A 15879-nucleotide genomic window follows, 5' to 3' on the forward strand; every position below is an offset into this window, starting at 1 on the left:
CTCCCACAGGGGATTTGTGTCGTTCACAAATCCCCTGTGGGAGCGAGCCTGCTCGCGAAGGGGCCGGAACTGGCTCCCAACCGCTCTCTGGCACATGTGAAGCAGGGCTTTTCCGTCTACCGTGTAGGATTCTGCGACAGCTTGGCGTTTGGTGATCCGGGAGCTGGCACGTATGATGCTTCACAAACTTCCGCAGATTAGAAGCCTATGTCCCTGATAGTTCTACTGCTTCTGCCTTTCATAGGCAGCTGTTTGGCGGCCGTGTTGCCGCACAATGCACGTAACGCCGAATCCCTGCTGGCTGGTCTGATCGCCCTTATCGGCACTCTTCAGGTTGCGTTCCTGTACCCGCAGATCGCCCATGGCGGCGTCATTCGCGAAGAGTTCACCTGGCTGCCCAGCCTGGGCCTGAACTTCGTCCTGCGCATGGACGGTTTCGCCTGGCTGTTCTCCTTGCTGGTGCTGGGCATCGGCACCCTGGTTTCGCTGTACGCCCGCTACTACATGTCGCCGAACGATCCCGTGCCGCGCTTCTTCGCGTTTTTCCTGGCCTTCATGGGCGCCATGCTCGGGCTGGTGATCTCCGGCAACCTGATCCAGGTCGTGTTCTTCTGGGAGCTGACCAGCCTCTTCTCGTTCCTGTTGATTGGCTACTGGCACCATCGCGCCGATGCCCGGCGCGGCGCCTACATGGCGCTGATGGTGACCGGTGCGGGCGGTCTGTGCCTGCTGGCGGGGGTCATGCTGCTCGGCCATGTGGTCGGCAGCTATGACCTGGACAAGGTCCTGGCCGCCGGCGAGCTGATTCGCGCCCATGCCCTCTACCCCATCCTGTTGCCCCTGATCCTGATCGGCGCCTTGAGCAAAAGTGCGCAATTCCCCTTCCACTTCTGGCTACCCCACGCCATGGCCGCGCCGACGCCCGTGTCGGCGTACCTGCACTCGGCGACCATGGTCAAGGCCGGGGTGTTTCTGCTCGCGCGGCTATGGCCGTCGCTTTCCGGCAGCGAAGAATGGTTCTACATCGTCAGTGGCGCCGGTGCCTGCACCCTGTTGCTCGGGGCGTACTGCGCGATGTTCCAGAACGACCTCAAGGGCCTGCTGGCCTATTCCACCATCAGCCACCTGGGCCTGATCACGCTGTTGCTCGGCCTGAACAGCCCGCTGGCCGCCGTCGCCGCGGTGTTCCACATCCTCAACCACGCCACCTTCAAGGCTTCGCTGTTCATGGCCGCCGGGATCATCGACCACGAAAGCGGCACCCGCGATATCCGCAAGCTCAGTGGCCTGTACAAGCTCATGCCGTTCACCGCCACCCTGGCCATGGTCGCCAGCGCCTCGATGGCCGGCGTGCCGTTGCTCAACGGTTTCCTGTCCAAGGAAATGTTCTTCGCCGAAACCGTGTTCATCAATGCCACGCGCTGGGTCGAGTTGAGCCTGCCGATCGTGGCAACGATTGCCGGTACCTTCAGCGTGGCTTACTCCCTGCGTTTCACTGTGGATGTGTTCTTCGGTCCACCCGCGACCGATTTGCCTCACACGCCCCACGAGCCTCCGCGCTGGATGCGCGCGCCGGTCGAAATGCTGGTGTTCACTTGCCTGCTGGTAGGGATCTTCCCGGCCCAGGTGGTCGGCCCGCTGCTCGCGGCGGCGGCGCAACCGGTAGTCGGCGGCACGCTGCCCGAGTACAGCCTGGCCATCTGGCACGGCCTGAACGCACCGATGATCATGAGCCTGATCGCCTTGTCCTGCGGTACCGTGCTCTATCTGTTGCTGCGCAATCAATTCAAGTACGGACGGTTCAACCGCCCGCCCGTCGTTGGTCGCCTGGACGGCAAGCGCCTGTTCGAATACGCACTGGTTGCCAGCATGCGCCTGGCCCGCCGCCTGGAGCCGCGGATCGGCACCCGGCGCCTGCAAATGCAGCTGTTCCTGGTGGTGCTCGCCGCCGTGCTGGCCGGGTTGATCCCGATGCTGCACAGCAGCCTGCACTGGGGCGACCGGCCGAAGATCCCGGGGTCGATCGTCTTCGTCACCTTGTGGTTGCTGGCCATCGCCTGCGCCCTTGGCGCAGCCTATCAGGCCAAGTATCACCGTCTCGCGGCCCTGACCATGGTCAGCGTCTGCGGCTTGATGACCTGCGTCACCTTCGTCTGGTTTTCCGCGCCGGACCTGGCCCTGACACAACTGGCGGTCGAAGTGGTGACCACGGTGCTGATCCTGCTGGGCCTGCGTTGGCTGCCACGACGGATCGAAGAAGTCTCGCCATTGCCGGGCAGCCTGCGCCGGGCGCGGGTGCGCCGTATCCGCGACTTGCTGCTGTCGACCTCGGTCGGCGTTGGCATGGCGTTGCTGGCCTACGCCATGCTGACGCGCCAGACCCCTAACGACATTTCCTCCTTCTACCTGAGCCGCGCCTTGCCCGAAGGCGGCGGCAGCAACGTGGTCAACGTGATGCTGGTGGACTTCCGTGGTTTCGACACACTCGGTGAAATCACCGTGCTGGTGGCCGTGGCGCTGACCGTGTACGCCCTGCTGCGGCGTTTCCGTCCGCCGAAAGAAAGCCTGCAACTGCCAGCCCAGCAGCGCTTGCTCGCACCGGACGTGGTCACCGACCTGGTCAACCCGCGTCACGCCAGCGACACCGCGCTCGGCTTCATGATGGTGCCGGCGGTGCTGGTGCGCCTGCTGTTGCCGGTGGCACTGGTAGTGTCGTTCTACCTGTTCATGCGCGGGCACAATCTACCGGGTGGCGGCTTTGTCGCCGGGCTGGTGATGTCGGTGGCGTTCATCCTGCAATACATGGTCGCCGGCACGCAGTGGGTCGAGGCGCAAATGAGCCTGCGGCCGCTGCGCTGGATGGGCACCGGGCTGTTGTTCGCCACGGCCACCGGCCTGGGTGCGATGGTGATCGGTTATCCGTTCCTGACCACCCACACCTGGCATTTCTCGTTGCCACTGCTGGGTGACATTCACCTGGCCAGCGCGCTGTTCTTCGACATCGGTGTGTATGGCGTGGTCGTCGGCTCGACCCTGTTGATCCTCACCGCCCTCGCCCACCAGTCGGTTCGGGGTCACAAAACCGCTGCCCAGCCCAAATCCGTTGCTGCCAAAGGAGCCGTCTGATGGAAGAAGTCATCGCAATCGCCATCGGCGTACTGGCCGCGTCCGGTGTCTGGCTGATCCTGCGCCCTCGGACGTTCCAGGTGGTCATGGGCCTGTGCCTGCTGTCCTACGGCGTCAATCTGTTCATTTTCAGCATGGGCAGCCTGTTCATCGGCAAGGAGCCGATCATCAAGGACGGCGTGCCCCAGGATCTGTTGCACTACACCGACCCATTGCCACAAGCCCTGGTGCTGACCGCGATCGTCATCAGCTTTGCCATGACCGCGCTGTTTCTGGTGGTGCTGCTGGCTTCCCGGGGTTTGACCGGCACCGACCATGTGGACGGCCGGGAGCCTAAGGAATGATGGCGATGACTCACCTGATCGCCGCCCCCATTCTGCTGCCGCTGCTGACCGCCGCGATCATGCTGATGCTCGGCGAGAAGCACCGACCGCTCAAGGCGAAGATCAATCTGTTCTCAAGCCTGCTCGGTCTGGGCATTGCCGTGGCGCTGCTGCAATGGACACAAACCACCGGCGTGCCCGGTTCCATCGGCGTGTACCTGCCGAGCAACTGGCAAGTGCCGTTCGGCCTGGTGCTGGTGGTCGATCGCCTGTCGGCGCTGATGCTGGTGCTGACCGGCATCATCGGCGTCAGTGCCCTGCTGTTTGCCATGGCACGCTGGGACAGCGCCGGTTCGAGCTTTCACGCGCTGTTCCAGATCCAGCTGATGGGCCTTTACGGTGCGTTCCTCACCGCAGACCTGTTCAACCTGTTCGTGTTCTTCGAAGTGTTGCTGGCGGCGTCCTACGGCTTGATGCTCCACGGCTCGGGCCGGGCGCGGGTGTCGTCGGGGCTGCATTACATTTCGATCAACCTGCTGGCCTCGTCGTTGTTCCTGATTGGCGCGGCGCTGATCTATGGCGTCACCGGCACCCTGAACATGGCCGACCTGGCGGTGAAAATCCCGCTGGTGTCCGACGCCGATCGCGGCTTGCTGCACGCCGGCGCGGGGATTCTGGCCGTCGCGTTCCTGGCCAAGGCTGGCATGTGGCCGCTGAATTTCTGGCTGGTGCCGGCCTACTCCTCGGCCAGTGCGCCGGTGGCGGCGATGTTCGCGATCATGACCAAGGTCGGCGTCTATACCTTGCTGCGCCTGTGGACGCTGCTGTTCTCCGCACAGGCCGGGGCATCGGCGTTCTTTGGCGGCGACTGGCTGATTTACGGCGGCCTGGCGACGATCGTCTGCGCCGCCATTGCGATCCTTGCCGCGCAACGCCTGGAGCGCATGGCCAGCCTGAGCATTCTGGTGTCGGCGGGCATTCTGTTGTCGACCATCGGGTTCGCCCAACCGAAACTGGTCGGAGCATCGCTGTTCTATCTGTTCAGCTCGACCCTGGCGCTCAGCGCACTGTTCCTGCTGGCCGAACTGATCGAGCGTTCCCGTTCGGCCAACGAAATCCCGCTCGAGGATGAAGCCGAACTGCTGCCCCGGCCGCTGGAATCCCTGCATCCGCCCAAAGGCACCAACCTCGACGACGAGCAAAAAGCCGTGGTCGGCCAGGTGATTCCCTGGACCATGGCGTTTCTGGGCCTGAGCTTTATCGCCTGCGCATTGCTGATCATAGGCATGCCGCCGCTCTCGGGGTTTATCGGCAAACTCGGGTTGATCGGCGCCCTGCTCAATCCGCTCGGCCTTGGCAGCAGCGGCGCCGAGCCTATTTCCAATGCCGCGTGGGGCCTGTTGGTGTTGTTGATCCTGTCCGGGCTGGCATCGCTGATCGCGTTTTCGCGCCTGGGTATCCAGCGCTTCTGGACGCCTGCCGAACGTACCTCGCCCCTGCTGCGGCGCTTCGAATGCGTGCCGATCTTCGCGCTGTTGGGTTTGAGCATTGCGCTGACCTTCAAGGCCGATCCGCTGCTGCGCTACACCCAGGCCGCCGCCGATGCCTTGTACAACCCGCAGCAATACGTGATGGCAGTGCTCGACACGCGCGTCGTACCCAACCCATCGGCCGACACGGCCCCGCGGGAGGTGCAGCCATGAAGCGCCTGTTTCCTGCGCCCTTGCTGTCGCTGGCCCTGTGGCTGCTATGGCTGTTGCTGAACCTGTCGACAAGCCCCGGCAACCTGCTGCTCGGCGCAGCGCTGGGGCTTTGTGCACCGCTGATGATGCGCAGGCTGCGCCCGCTGCCGGTGCGCATCCGTCGTCCGGGAGTGATCCTGCGCCTGATCCTGATGGTCGGACGTGATGTGCTGGCGTCCAACCTCGCCGTGGCCTGGAACGTACTCAATGCCGGTCGCCGCCCGCCCCGCTCGCGCTTCATCAAGGTGCCACTGGACTTGCGAGACGCCAACGGCCTGGCCGCGCTGTCTATGATCACCACGGTGGTGCCCGGTACGGTCTGGTCGGAGCTGGCGCTGGACCGCAGCATTCTGTTGTTGCACGTCTTCGACCTGGACGATGAGGCGCTGTTCATCCAGCACTTCAAGGCGACCTACGAACGTCCGTTGATGGAGATCTTCGAATGAGCCCGCTGCTGTCGAACGCGATCCTGCTGAGCCTGTTCTTCTTTTCCCTGGCGATGATCCTGACCCTGCTCCGCCTGTTCAAGGGGCCGTCGGCCCAGGACCGGGTCCTGGCGCTGGACTACCTGTACATCGTCGCGATGCTGATGATGCTGACGCTGGGAATCCGTTATGCCAGTGATACGTATTTCGAGGCGGCGCTATTGATTGCACTGTTCGGTTTCGTCGGCTCGTTCGCCCTGGCGAAATTCCTGCTGCGTGGCGAGGTGATCGAATGAATACGCCAATGTCGTTGTGGGTGGAAATCCCGGTGGCGGTCCTGTTGCTGCTGGGCAGCCTGTTCGCCTTGATCGGCGCCACTGGCCTGCTGCGCATGAAGGACTACTTCCAGCGCATGCACCCGCCGGCCCTGGCCTCGACACTCGGGGCCTGGTGCGTAGCATTGGCTTCGATCATCTACTTTTCGACGCTCAAGTCCGCGCCGGTACTGCACGCCTGGCTGATTCCGATCCTGCTGGCGATTACCGTGCCGGTGACCACCTTGCTGCTGGCCCGGGCCGCGTTGTTCCGCAAACGCATGGCCGGGGATGATGTGCCGGCCGAGGTGAGCAGCCGGCGGACCGAGAGCGGGAGCTAGACCAAAGAGTTGTGTTGACTGGACCGGCCTCATCGCGAGCAAGGTTCACCGCAATCCCTGTGGGAGCGGGCTTGCCCGCGAAGGCGATGGACCTGGCAATACACCTGGACCAGCCTGTCTCAAACCCAGGCCACCGCCAACAACCCGGTTCCCAGCACCACGCACAACGGTGAATAAACCCAGGTGTCGAGCCGGGCGAACTTCGAGCCTTTGACCTCCTTGAAAAAACCCACCAGCTCCGAATCGCCAATGGCCCGGGCGAACAGCAAAATCGCGATCGCGCTGATCACCCACTGCAACGACCGGTGATGCAAGGCTGGCAGGCACCAACCCACGCGCAAGCACACCAGCACGGCAATCGACAGCAGGCCCCCTGCCACCACCAGCGTGATCCAGCCTCGCGGCTTGAACGCCGGCCTCAGTTGTGCGCTGCCCTCCTGTGGTACTTGCGGGACCGCCGCCACCGCCGCCCACTCACCACCCAACGCCCAATACACATGTACCAGACTGATCACCGCGAAGATCGTCACCAGCCACTGAGCCAACAGCAAGGTCATGATTCAGAGATCCTGGAAAGGGATAGGAACTGAACAGGCTAGTCGGCTTTTCCTGAAGTGCGCGAGCACGTGCAAGATCAAAAGTTCATACCCGCGGCCGCTCACATTCCGGCGGAGACTTTATCCGCCACGTCCTTGGGCAACCAGGCCCGCCAGACGTCCGGGTGAGTCTTCATGAAGGCCTCCGCGGCCTGACGCGGCGGCGTGTGTTTCTCACTCATCGCGGCCAGCGCTTTGTTCAGGGGGTCGATCGGAAAGTCGACCTTGGCGAAGAATTCGGCAATCTGCGGATATTGTTTCTGAAACGGAGTTGACACACCGATCGACAGCTTCGAGGGCAGGGAACGGGTCGGCCGCGGGTTGGGGTTGTCGGCGTCGGTCAAGGTTTTCCAGGCTTCGGCGTCGAACGGTGGCTCTTCGAGTTGAATCAGCTTGAAGCGGCCGAGCAATGGTGTGGGCGACCAGTAGTAAAACAGCACCGGTTTGCCACGGCGAATCGACGAACTGATTTCGGCATCCAGTGCCGCGCCCGAGCCACTGCGAAAGTTCACATAGCTTTCGTCCAGCCCATACGCCTTGAGCTTCTGCTTGTTGACCACTTCGGAGGTCCAACCGATGGGGCTGTTGAGGAACCGTCCCTTGTTCGGGGCTTCCGGGTCCTTGAATACGTCTTTGTAACGCGGCAGGTCGCTGACACTGCGCAGGTCCGGCGCCAGCGCCTTGATGCCCTTGGCCGGGTCGCCCTTGACCACATACTCCGGCACCCACCAGCCTTCCGTAGCGCCCTTGACCGTATCGCCGAGGCTGACGACCTTGCCTTCGGCTTCCGCCTTGACCCAGACCGGGCTGCGACCGGCCCACTCTTCGCCAATGACCTGGATGTCATTGTTGGCCAGCGCGGTTTCCAGGGTGATGGTAGTGCCCGGCAAGGTATCGGTCGGCAGCCCGTAGCCCTTCTCGACAATGATGCGCAGGACATCGGTGATCAGGCTGCCGCTCTCCCAGTTCAGGTCGGCGAAATGGATCGGCGTCTGGGCGGCAAACACCGGGGCGGGAGTCGCCAGCAAACCGAAAGTGGCCAGGACAGCGGCCAGCAACCGTCGAAATCCGTTCATGCTTTTGCACCTCGTGCTGTTCACAGCAATGGCAGGATGGCCTGGCAGCAGACCGTGAAGTCTCTGAGTACTCAGTCCAATGACTGTAGTAGAGGTTCCCGCTTTCGAGGTGCGTGGATCAGATTTCGGAAGCTTCCTGCAAACGCATCAGCTCTCGCCTGACCATGCCGGCGTATGGCGCCGGTTGCAGTTGGTAAAGCCGTGACGCCACCCAATTCAGCCAGGCCCCCTGCAGAATCGTTTTCTGCTCGAACAGCCGCCGCGCTTCGTCTTGAGCGCTGGCCAGGTACTGTTCGTGGAAGTCGGCGCGGGTCAGGGTCATCACTCGCTGGCCTTGAAGGTCACCAGTTCGCCCTTGCGCCACTTGGCCGCTTTGGCGGTCACGGCTTTCAGGGTCTTGGTCAGGCCTTCCTGCAACTGTTGATGGGCGGCAAACACCATCACCACGCTGTGACCTTCCTTGAACACGATCCCCTGGCCGTCAGCCGTGGTCACGAAGGCGTAATCGCCAATGCCGTAGACCGTCAGCTTGATTTCGCGGAACTTGATGTCCAGTTTGCCGCCTTCGCGACTGGGCAGCACGGACGCGCTGAAATGATCGCCTACCTTGAGTTTGAGTCCGGGTTTGTCGTCCACCACCAGGGCTGATTCGGTGTCGATTTCGGCAATGTAAATGCCTTCGGCGCTCTGTTCGGTGATGTAAACAAAACGTGACTGAAACTGCTTGACCAACTTTGCGCGCAAATCACCCAGCACGAACAAAGCATGCATATCGAGATTACTTACTGCCAAGGAAACATCCCCACATCTGAAAAATGGTGCCGTGCGCGAAAAATGGACGCACAGCCAAAAAAGCGGCAATGCCGACGGTGTAGCCGAAGAACCCGGATTGAAGTCCTGAATGAGCAATGCACTCATTCATCACGAAGCGTGAGAAGACTACTGGAACGTCACTCGCGTCGTCCTGACTGGCGTTCGTCACAGGCTGAAGGAAAATACACTTCCTGGCGCCAGAAAATCATGGACTATCAACTTCGGGGAAAAATCTCATAAGGATAAAAACTTTTCCTACATATCGTCCGCAAAAAATTGCTTTAGATAAACATCACTCACCCGCCAGTGAGGGTGATTCTAGAGCAGCGATGCTCTCGGAGACTAGCCAAAACGACGTACATACGTCGTTAAAACCATGAAAAGGACTTCATATGTGCACGTTGACACACTTTGCCTATCCTCTGGAGCCCCACACAGAAACTACAGTGTTTCCCCCCGCGATACGGTTCCGCCACCCGGAGCCATTGCACGACGCTGCGGACCGCCCGCGATTTCAAGTGGTGATGGCGGGGAATGCTTTCTTTCATATCAAGGATATTTCCACAGGCAGCGTCAGAGGTTTCCGAGTCACCCATAACGAAGCCTGTGCGCTTGCCCGATTTCTTGAATCACACACTTGAAATGCCCCGCCACATTCATTGCCATCGACAATGTCGCCGTCATCACAGCCCGGGAATCGGCCTGGAACTTCAGGGTGGCGGTCGATGCGGGCGCATTCCAGGCCTGATTGTCGGTTTGCCGGTCTATGCTCATCGTTGCGCTTGAACATCGCATTCGAACTTCACCCGTGCGGCGCCCTCGAATCCAGGGCACCGCGCTTCGCCCTCGACCCGACCGAGAACTGCAAGGAGATGAAGATGGAATCCCCGACACATGACTTGAAAGGCCTGTTCGACCAACTCGGCCTGGACTCCAGCCAGAAAGCGATCGACGACTTCATTGCCGGCCATTCCCTGCCTGATGACAAGAAACTCATCGATGCCGAGTTCTGGTCAGCGCAACAAGCCGGCTTCCTCAAGGAACAATTACGCGAAGACGCGGACTGGGCGCGAGTGGTCGACGACCTGAACCTGCGCATGCACCAGACACACTGACAACCTCAATGCAGGCTGTCAGGCCTTTTGGCGTTCAATTGCGCCAACCAGGCAGCCTTGCACTCCAGCGCCTCTTCGCGACTGGAGAACGCCGTACCCCGGCGCTCGCCATTGAGCAACACCACCCAGCAGACCTTGCGTCCCATGGAGCGCAGATTGGCAGGTACCCCGCTGCCGATCATGACCGCGATATCAACCTTGCATTGCATGCTGACCTCCCGAATTTCATTAGCAACCTAATTAATAGATATGCTAATTAGTTTTCCGGCGAGGAAACAGCAAAAACCTGAACAGGTTCATTGCAGAACTCGCAACAATCGTCCGCCGAGCCGGGGTTTCTAGTGCGGCTTTTGTGGTTTATAGCCCAGACGCAGACCGCCCCAATGCCGCCCCTTGAGCATGATCGGCACCGAGAGATCGTGCATCAATTCGCCAGTATCGCGGGTATAGGTTTGCAGCAACACGGCCTTCTGATGGCTGCCACAACGGATCCCGGTGCGGTCAGCGAACTTGCGTTTGGTGCGGTTCTGCAAGGCATCGATGTGCGCGTCTCCGGTCAGCGGCTGGCTGAACGCGTTGTTATGGGTCGGCACATAACCCTGCTGGGTGCAGGCGATGGCGAACACCAATCCTTCGTGAAGCGGCAACAACGGTTCCTGGATCGCGGGCAGAACCTGATCGGTGTAGCGGTCGAAACGCGTCTGGTACTTGGTCGGGCTGGTATTGGCAATAGTCTGGTAGTTGCGGTCGAACAGATCGTCGAGACTGATTCGACCGGCATCGATATCCGCCTCGAAACGCGCGGCGATCTGACTCGCGCCTTCCCGGGCCAGGTCATAGATCCGCTGGTGATAGTCATCCAGCCCCACCTCGGCAAGACGCTCGCTGATGGTTTCGGCCTGCCCTTCCATTTGCACCGCCGCCTGGGCCAGACGTTGAGTCTGCTGATCACTGACCGCCAGGTCGCTGCGCATCTGCTCGATGGCGTGAAACAGACTGTCGAGCTGCTCGCGGTTGGTGTCTGCCCCCTGGGCGATTTCCCCGACCTGGGACTCGACACTGGCCGCCAGACGGGCAATGTTCTCCAGGTGCTGTCCCGTCCGTTCGACTTGCTCGACGCCGGTGTCGAGGTCGCTGGACAGTTGGCGGATCTGCTCCACCACCTGCGCGGTGCGTTGCCGGATATCGGCCACCATCTCGCCCACTTCCTCTGTCGCGGTCGCCGTGCGCGCGGCGAGCCCGCGGACTTCGTCGGCCACCACTGCAAACCCGCGGCCGTGCTCCCCTGCCCGTGCCGCTTCAATGGCTGCGTTCAACGCCAGCAGGTTGGTCTGGCTGGCAATGGACTGAATCACCAGGGTCACGCGTTGGATATCATCGCTGCGCAGGCTCAAGGCTTCGATCAGTTCTCGACTGTTACTGGCGCGTTGACTGAGCTGATGCATGCGCGCGATGGACTCGATCAACTCCGAACGCCCGACCGCGCCACTTTGATGGGCCTCACTGGCAGCACTGAGCGCCTGGCGACTGAGCGTCGAAGTGGCCTGTTCGGTGGTAATCATCACCTCGGCATTGCTGACGATCTGGGCCGCCGCCGAAAGCTGCGATTGCAGTTTGTCCGCCAGTTGCCGAACCGAAAACGCCACACCGGCGGCTGACAGCGCGTTATGGCTGGTGGTGTAGGAAAGATCGCGAGTCAACGCGCCGATGGCATCGGGGTTGTCGGGGCAAGCCGCCTGCGGGGTCGCGCGTGAACGCAGACGAGGCAGCCAGACAATCAATACGGCCAGGGGCAACCCAAGGTAGAGCGACCATTGGCCCAGCGTCATGCCACTTGACAACAGCATCAGGGCGATGCTTTGCAGCGTCGGTGTCAGCCAGCGGTTTTTCGGCAACAGCACTGGTGCAGGCACTGCCGCAACCAGAGACCCGTCTCTCGTCATCATCGTCACCCCGGAAAACTTCTAATTGTTGTCTTCGCATTAAACGCCACCAAAAAGCCATTATCCATGAGCCTTTAGTCGCGAACGTTGCAGCAGATCAATAGAAGAACCGGGGGTAATCGAAGACGGCACAAAGCAAAGATCGCAGCCTGCACCAGCGTCCTGCTTCAATTGCGCAGGGGGCTGGCGCAGGCCGCGATCTTTTCAGGGCAGCCCGGATCAACGGGGCTGCCGCGCAGAATCAGGCCTGACGCTGGTGCTTGTCGATTTGCTCGTGACGCTCTTGAGCTTCGATGCAGTACTTGGTGGTCGGGCTGATCAGCAGGCGCTTGAGGCCAATCGGCTCGCCGCTGTCGTCGCACCAGCCAAAGCTGTCTTCCTTGATGCGCTCAAGGGCTTGTTCCAACTGAGGCAGCATGCGCTGGTCGCGATCGATCGCGTTTACCAGCCAGGTGCGCTCTTCTTCGACCGAAGCCGCGTCCGCCGGATCGGCCGGGGTGTCCAGGCTTTCGATGGCGATGCGGTTCTGTTCGATGCGCTCATGGGTTTCGACTTTCATGTTCTGCAACAGCTCGGAGAAAAAAGCATGTTGCTCGGCATTCATGTAGTCATCCGCCGGCATGGCCAGCAACTTGTCCTTTGTCATTGATATCTCTATAAAAAAACGTGCATTAAGGCGAATAAGGGAGCGTTCCGGCGGACCTGGGCAGGCCATCGGAAAGGCGCCGTTTGTTCCAAGCGCCACCCGGCACTCAATTTACGAGGGGCGGCAGTCTAAGGCCGACTTGAGGCCTCAGCAACTGAAAAGACAGCGAATTTGTCCGACAAAGCCCTGAAAATGCTCTACGGCAGGCATTGAAGCGGTAATCGGAGTGCGTTTATAGCAAGAAATTCAATCGAGCGACTGCATATAGATGACAAACGGCCCGCACTTGGCATTTTTTCGCCGTCATTTGCAGGGCGGCGAACCTCAGCTAAGGTTGTCCCTCCCGAAATGGCCATATAAAGGAAAGGACCATGAAGCTGATCGGTATGCTGGACTCGCCCTATGTCAGGCGCGCCGCCATTTCTGCCAAATGCCTGGGAATCGCCCTGGAACATCGATCGGTCTCGGTGTTCCGCCACTTCGAACAATTCCGGCAGATCAACCCGGTGGTCAAGGCTCCTACCCTGGTGCTGGATGACGGTGAGGTGTTGATGGATTCGACACTGATCATCGATTACCTGGAAACCCTGGCCGGTACCAGCCTGATGCCCGTCGAACCGGGTCAGCGCCTGCGCGCGCTGCGCCTGACAGGTTTGGCGCTGGCCGCCAGCGAAAAGTCCGTGCAGCTTTACTACGAACGCAACCTGCGGCCGGCGGAGATTCAATTCGAACCCTGGGCGCAGCGGGTCGAGGGACAACTGGTGGCGGCCTATTCGGCGCTGGAGCGGGAGCTGGAAAAGCAGCCGCTGAAGACTGACGGCGCCATTGAGCAGGATGGCATCACGTTGGCGGTGGCCTGGAGCTTCACCAATCTGGTGGTGCCGGACCAGGTGAGCGCGGCGCAGTTTCCGCGAATCGCCGCGTACACGGCGTATGCCGAAGGGCTCGAGGTGTTTGTCGGCACGCCGATTGACTGACCGATTCATTTCCCCTGATCTACCGTCATCACGCGGGCAGGCTCGGCCCCACAGGAGATTGCATTCTTCAGTGGCAACGAACTTGCGCGGCGGGCTTCATGTATTGACCGAACCCCGGAATGTCCATGAACTTTAATTTAGAAAGCCGGTGAGCATTTCTTGGCAAAATGCCGCACAACGTTGTGAACATTTAATCAGGCCAGCCCCTATGCCCCGCATCTTGACCATCGAAGACGACGCCGTGACCGCCCGGGAAATTGTCGCCGAACTGAGTAACCACGGCCTCGACGTCGACTGGGTCGACAATGGCCGCGAAGGGCTGGAGCGTGCGGTCAACGGCAACTATGACCTGATCACCCTCGACCGCATGTTGCCCGGGCTCGATGGCCTGGCGATTGTCACCACGCTGAGGACCATGGGCGTGACCACGCCGATCCTGATGATCAGCGCCCTGTCCGATGTCGATGAGCGCGTGCGTGGCTTGCGCGCCGGCGGCGACGACTACCTGACCAAGCCCTTCGCCACCGATGAGATGGCCGCCCGGGTCGAAGTCCTGCTGCGTCGGCAGAACACCGTGACCGCCCAGGCCACCACACTGCGGGTGGCGGACCTGGAACTGAACCTGATCAGCCACGAAGCCAGCCGCGACGGTCAGTTGCTGACCCTGCTGCCCACCGAGTACAAGCTGCTGGAATTCCTGATGCGCAACACCGGGCAAATCCTCTCGCGGATGATGATTTTCGAAGAAGTCTGGGGTTACCACTTCGACCCCGGCACCAACCTGATCGATGTTCACATCGGCCGCCTGCGCAAGAAAATCGACCCACCCGGCAATGTCCCACTGATTCGGACCGTGCGAGGCTCGGGTTATGTCATTGCCGAACCCGTCTAAAGGCTGGCGCTCCTCCAGCAGTCGACTGCTGGCGCTCTACAGTTCGCTGTTCGTGATCTGGAGCGGGATTCTCATGGGGGTCATGTACTACGAGGTTTCCGCCTACCTGGACAACCTGGCCAAGCATTCGCTGATGCAGCGCCAGCACTTGTTTTCGCGCTTCTCCGGCGAGCAACTGGTGGACGCCCTCGCCGTCAGCATGACCTTCGACATCCGCGGTATCGACGCCTACGGCCTGTTCGATGCCCAACACCGCTACCTCAGCGGCGCCCTGCGCTACATACCGGACGGCTTGCCCCTCGATGGCAAGATCCACGTGCTGCGCGACTGCGATGCCCATGGCGACAATGACGACCAGACACTGCCCGCCGACAGTTGCGACGCCGTGGCGACTCGCACCTTCGACGGAAGCTGGCTGGTGCTGGTGCGCGACAACGGTTCGCTGTTCGCCGTGACCCGGATCATCCTTCACGCCCTGTTCTGGGGGGTGACCCTGACCATCATCCCGGGCATCGTCGGCTGGTACTTGCTGCGACGCCGGCCGTTGCGCCGCATTCGCGGGATCCAGGCCAGTGCCGAAGCCATCGTCGCGGGGGACCTGAGCCGGCGCTTGCCGCTGTCCAATCGGCGTGACGAACTGGACATGCTCGCCGCCATCGTCAACGCCATGCTCGAACGCATCGAGCGCCTGATGAACGAGGTCAAGGGCGTGTGCGACAACATCGCCCATGACCTGCGTACCCCCCTGACCCGTCTGCGCGCCCAGCTTTACCGCATGCAGCAACAAGCCGGCGAGGGCTCGCCGCAGGCCATGCAACTGGATCTGGTACTGGCCGAGGCCGATACGCTGATGGCGCGTTTCCGTGGCTTGCTGCGGATTTCCGAACTGGAGGACCGCCAGCGCCGCTCCGGTTTCGTGCAAGTGGACCCGGTGGCGTTGTTGCAGGAACTGCATGAGTTCTACCTGCCCCTGGCCGAAGACGACGGCCTGGTGTTCCAACTGCACCTGCCCGCGTCATTGCCACCCCTCAATGGCGACCGGGCACTGCTGTTCGAGGCCGTGGCGAACCTGCTGAGCAACTCGATCAAATTCACCCCGCCCGGTGGCGCGGTGATCTTGCGTGGGGTCGATGACGGCGGGCACACGCGAATCGAAGTACTCGACTCCGGCCCGGGCATTGCCGAGGCTGAACGCGAAGCGGTGTTCCAGCGCTTCTATCGCGCCGAGGCAGGCAACCAGAAAAGCGGCTTCGGGTTGGGGCTGTCCATCGTCGCGGCGATTGTCAGCCTGCATGGGTTTACGCTGGAAGTGACCGACAGCGAGCTGGGAGGCGCACGGCTGGTGCTCGATTGTCGGGAGAGCTTGATTGATCCCCTGTAGGAGCGAGCATGCTCGCGATGGCGGTGCATCAGGTAAAAAAATATCGCCTGACAATCCGCTATCGCGAGCATGCTCGCTCCTACATCTATGGTTACCCCCTTTTCTGCAATACTGTTTTTGATGTTGTGTTTGGCTTGCTTTCATCTATCCGGCGTCTGAGTGGGGGTGT

At 61.1% G+C, this 15879-nt stretch carries 18 protein-coding genes; 11 read left to right on the forward strand and 7 right to left on the reverse strand.

Translation table 11 applies throughout. The annotated features are described in order from the left end of the window. Positions 1-207 precede the first annotated feature (207 nt). The 6 genes from CAG47_RS25980 to CAG47_RS26005 are packed head-to-tail and all read left to right on the forward strand — an operon-like array spanning position 208 to position 6271. The gene (locus CAG47_RS25980) at positions 208-3126 is read left to right on the forward strand and encodes a monovalent cation/H+ antiporter subunit A (RefSeq protein WP_085728842.1); all 2919 of its coding nucleotides are present in this window, start codon (positions 208-210) and stop codon (positions 3124-3126) included. Continuing rightward, positions 3126-3470: a Na+/H+ antiporter subunit C gene (locus CAG47_RS25985; RefSeq protein WP_007986256.1), complete on the forward strand. Its 345-nt coding sequence runs from the start codon at positions 3126-3128 to the stop codon at positions 3468-3470. Before CAG47_RS25980 ends, CAG47_RS25985 begins: the two co-directional genes overlap by 1 nt. Further along, the gene (locus CAG47_RS25990) at positions 3467-5152 is read left to right on the forward strand and encodes a monovalent cation/H+ antiporter subunit D (protein ID WP_085728844.1); all 1686 of its coding nucleotides are present in this window, start codon (positions 3467-3469) and stop codon (positions 5150-5152) included. Before CAG47_RS25985 ends, CAG47_RS25990 begins: the two co-directional genes overlap by 4 nt. Beyond that, positions 5149-5637 (forward strand): Na+/H+ antiporter subunit E, encoded by a 489-nt coding sequence (locus tag CAG47_RS25995; protein WP_085728846.1) that lies wholly within the window; start codon positions 5149-5151, stop codon positions 5635-5637. Before CAG47_RS25990 ends, CAG47_RS25995 begins: the two co-directional genes overlap by 4 nt. After that, entirely contained in the window at positions 5634-5912 is a 279-nt protein-coding gene (locus CAG47_RS26000; protein WP_085728848.1) for a K+/H+ antiporter subunit F, read from the forward strand. Before CAG47_RS25995 ends, CAG47_RS26000 begins: the two co-directional genes overlap by 4 nt. Beyond that, positions 5909-6271 carry a Na+/H+ antiporter subunit G gene (locus CAG47_RS26005; RefSeq protein WP_085728850.1) on the forward strand — a complete coding sequence of 121 codons (363 nt, stop codon included), beginning with the start codon at positions 5909-5911 and terminating at the stop codon, positions 6269-6271. Before CAG47_RS26000 ends, CAG47_RS26005 begins: the two co-directional genes overlap by 4 nt. A gap of 119 nt (positions 6272-6390) precedes the next feature. On the opposite strand, the gene CAG47_RS26010 is transcribed toward CAG47_RS26005, so the two are convergent. The 4 genes from CAG47_RS26010 to CAG47_RS26025 form a co-directional block, all read right to left on the reverse strand. Continuing rightward, positions 6391-6828 (reverse strand): DUF3995 domain-containing protein, encoded by a 438-nt coding sequence (locus tag CAG47_RS26010; RefSeq protein WP_085728852.1) that lies wholly within the window; start codon positions 6826-6828, stop codon positions 6391-6393. Between the two features lie 101 nt (positions 6829-6929). After that, on the reverse strand, positions 6930-7943 hold the full coding sequence (locus CAG47_RS26015) for an ABC transporter substrate-binding protein (RefSeq protein WP_085728854.1): 1014 nt from the start codon (positions 7941-7943) through the stop codon (positions 6930-6932). A gap of 118 nt (positions 7944-8061) precedes the next feature. Beyond that, a complete protein-coding gene (locus tag CAG47_RS26020) occupies positions 8062-8265 on the reverse strand; it encodes a hypothetical protein (RefSeq protein WP_085728857.1) in 204 nt (67 codons plus the stop codon). Next, positions 8265-8735: a hypothetical protein gene (locus CAG47_RS26025; protein WP_085728859.1), complete on the reverse strand. Its 471-nt coding sequence runs from the start codon at positions 8733-8735 to the stop codon at positions 8265-8267. The genes CAG47_RS26020 and CAG47_RS26025 overlap by 1 nt, the downstream gene beginning before the upstream one ends. Before the next feature lie 413 nt (positions 8736-9148). Here CAG47_RS26025 and CAG47_RS29175 point away from each other — a divergent pair, with 413 nt between their 5' ends. After that, positions 9149-9397 (forward strand): hypothetical protein, encoded by a 249-nt coding sequence (locus CAG47_RS29175; RefSeq protein ID WP_085728861.1) that lies wholly within the window; start codon positions 9149-9151, stop codon positions 9395-9397. Positions 9398-9634: 237 nt separating this feature from the next. Further along, complete coding sequence (locus tag CAG47_RS26035) at positions 9635-9871, forward strand: DUF2789 domain-containing protein (RefSeq protein ID WP_085728873.1); 237 nt, start codon at positions 9635-9637, stop codon at positions 9869-9871. Positions 9872-9876: 5 nt separating this feature from the next. On the opposite strand, the gene CAG47_RS26040 is transcribed toward CAG47_RS26035, so the two are convergent. The 3 genes from CAG47_RS26040 to CAG47_RS26050 all read right to left on the reverse strand — a co-directional run bounded on the left by CAG47_RS26040 (position 9877) and on the right by CAG47_RS26050 (position 12460). Further along, entirely contained in the window at positions 9877-10080 is a 204-nt protein-coding gene (locus tag CAG47_RS26040; protein WP_085728863.1) for a hypothetical protein, read from the reverse strand. Positions 10081-10209: 129 nt separating this feature from the next. Continuing rightward, positions 10210-11817, reverse strand: coding sequence for a methyl-accepting chemotaxis protein (locus CAG47_RS26045; protein WP_371917247.1), 1608 nt, complete (start codon positions 11815-11817; stop codon positions 10210-10212). Positions 11818-12055: 238 nt separating this feature from the next. After that, on the reverse strand, positions 12056-12460 hold the full coding sequence (locus CAG47_RS26050) for a TraR/DksA C4-type zinc finger protein (RefSeq protein ID WP_007935965.1): 405 nt from the start codon (positions 12458-12460) through the stop codon (positions 12056-12058). Positions 12461-12831: 371 nt separating this feature from the next. Here CAG47_RS26050 and CAG47_RS26055 point away from each other — a divergent pair, with 371 nt between their 5' ends. From CAG47_RS26055 to CAG47_RS26065, 3 genes are all read left to right on the forward strand, one after another. Beyond that, a complete protein-coding gene (locus tag CAG47_RS26055) occupies positions 12832-13437 on the forward strand; it encodes a glutathione S-transferase (RefSeq protein WP_085728865.1) in 606 nt (201 codons plus the stop codon). 208 nt (positions 13438-13645) lie between these two features. Next, positions 13646-14329, forward strand: coding sequence for a response regulator transcription factor (locus CAG47_RS26060; RefSeq protein ID WP_085728867.1), 684 nt, complete (start codon positions 13646-13648; stop codon positions 14327-14329). After that, positions 14307-15710 carry a HAMP domain-containing sensor histidine kinase gene (locus CAG47_RS26065; protein WP_085728869.1) on the forward strand — a complete coding sequence of 468 codons (1404 nt, stop codon included), beginning with the start codon at positions 14307-14309 and terminating at the stop codon, positions 15708-15710. The genes CAG47_RS26060 and CAG47_RS26065 overlap by 23 nt, the downstream gene beginning before the upstream one ends. Positions 15711-15879 lie beyond the last annotated feature (169 nt).

Source organism: Pseudomonas sp. R37(2017), assembly GCF_002113375.1.
Taxonomy (GTDB): Bacteria; Pseudomonadota; Gammaproteobacteria; order Pseudomonadales; family Pseudomonadaceae; genus Aquipseudomonas.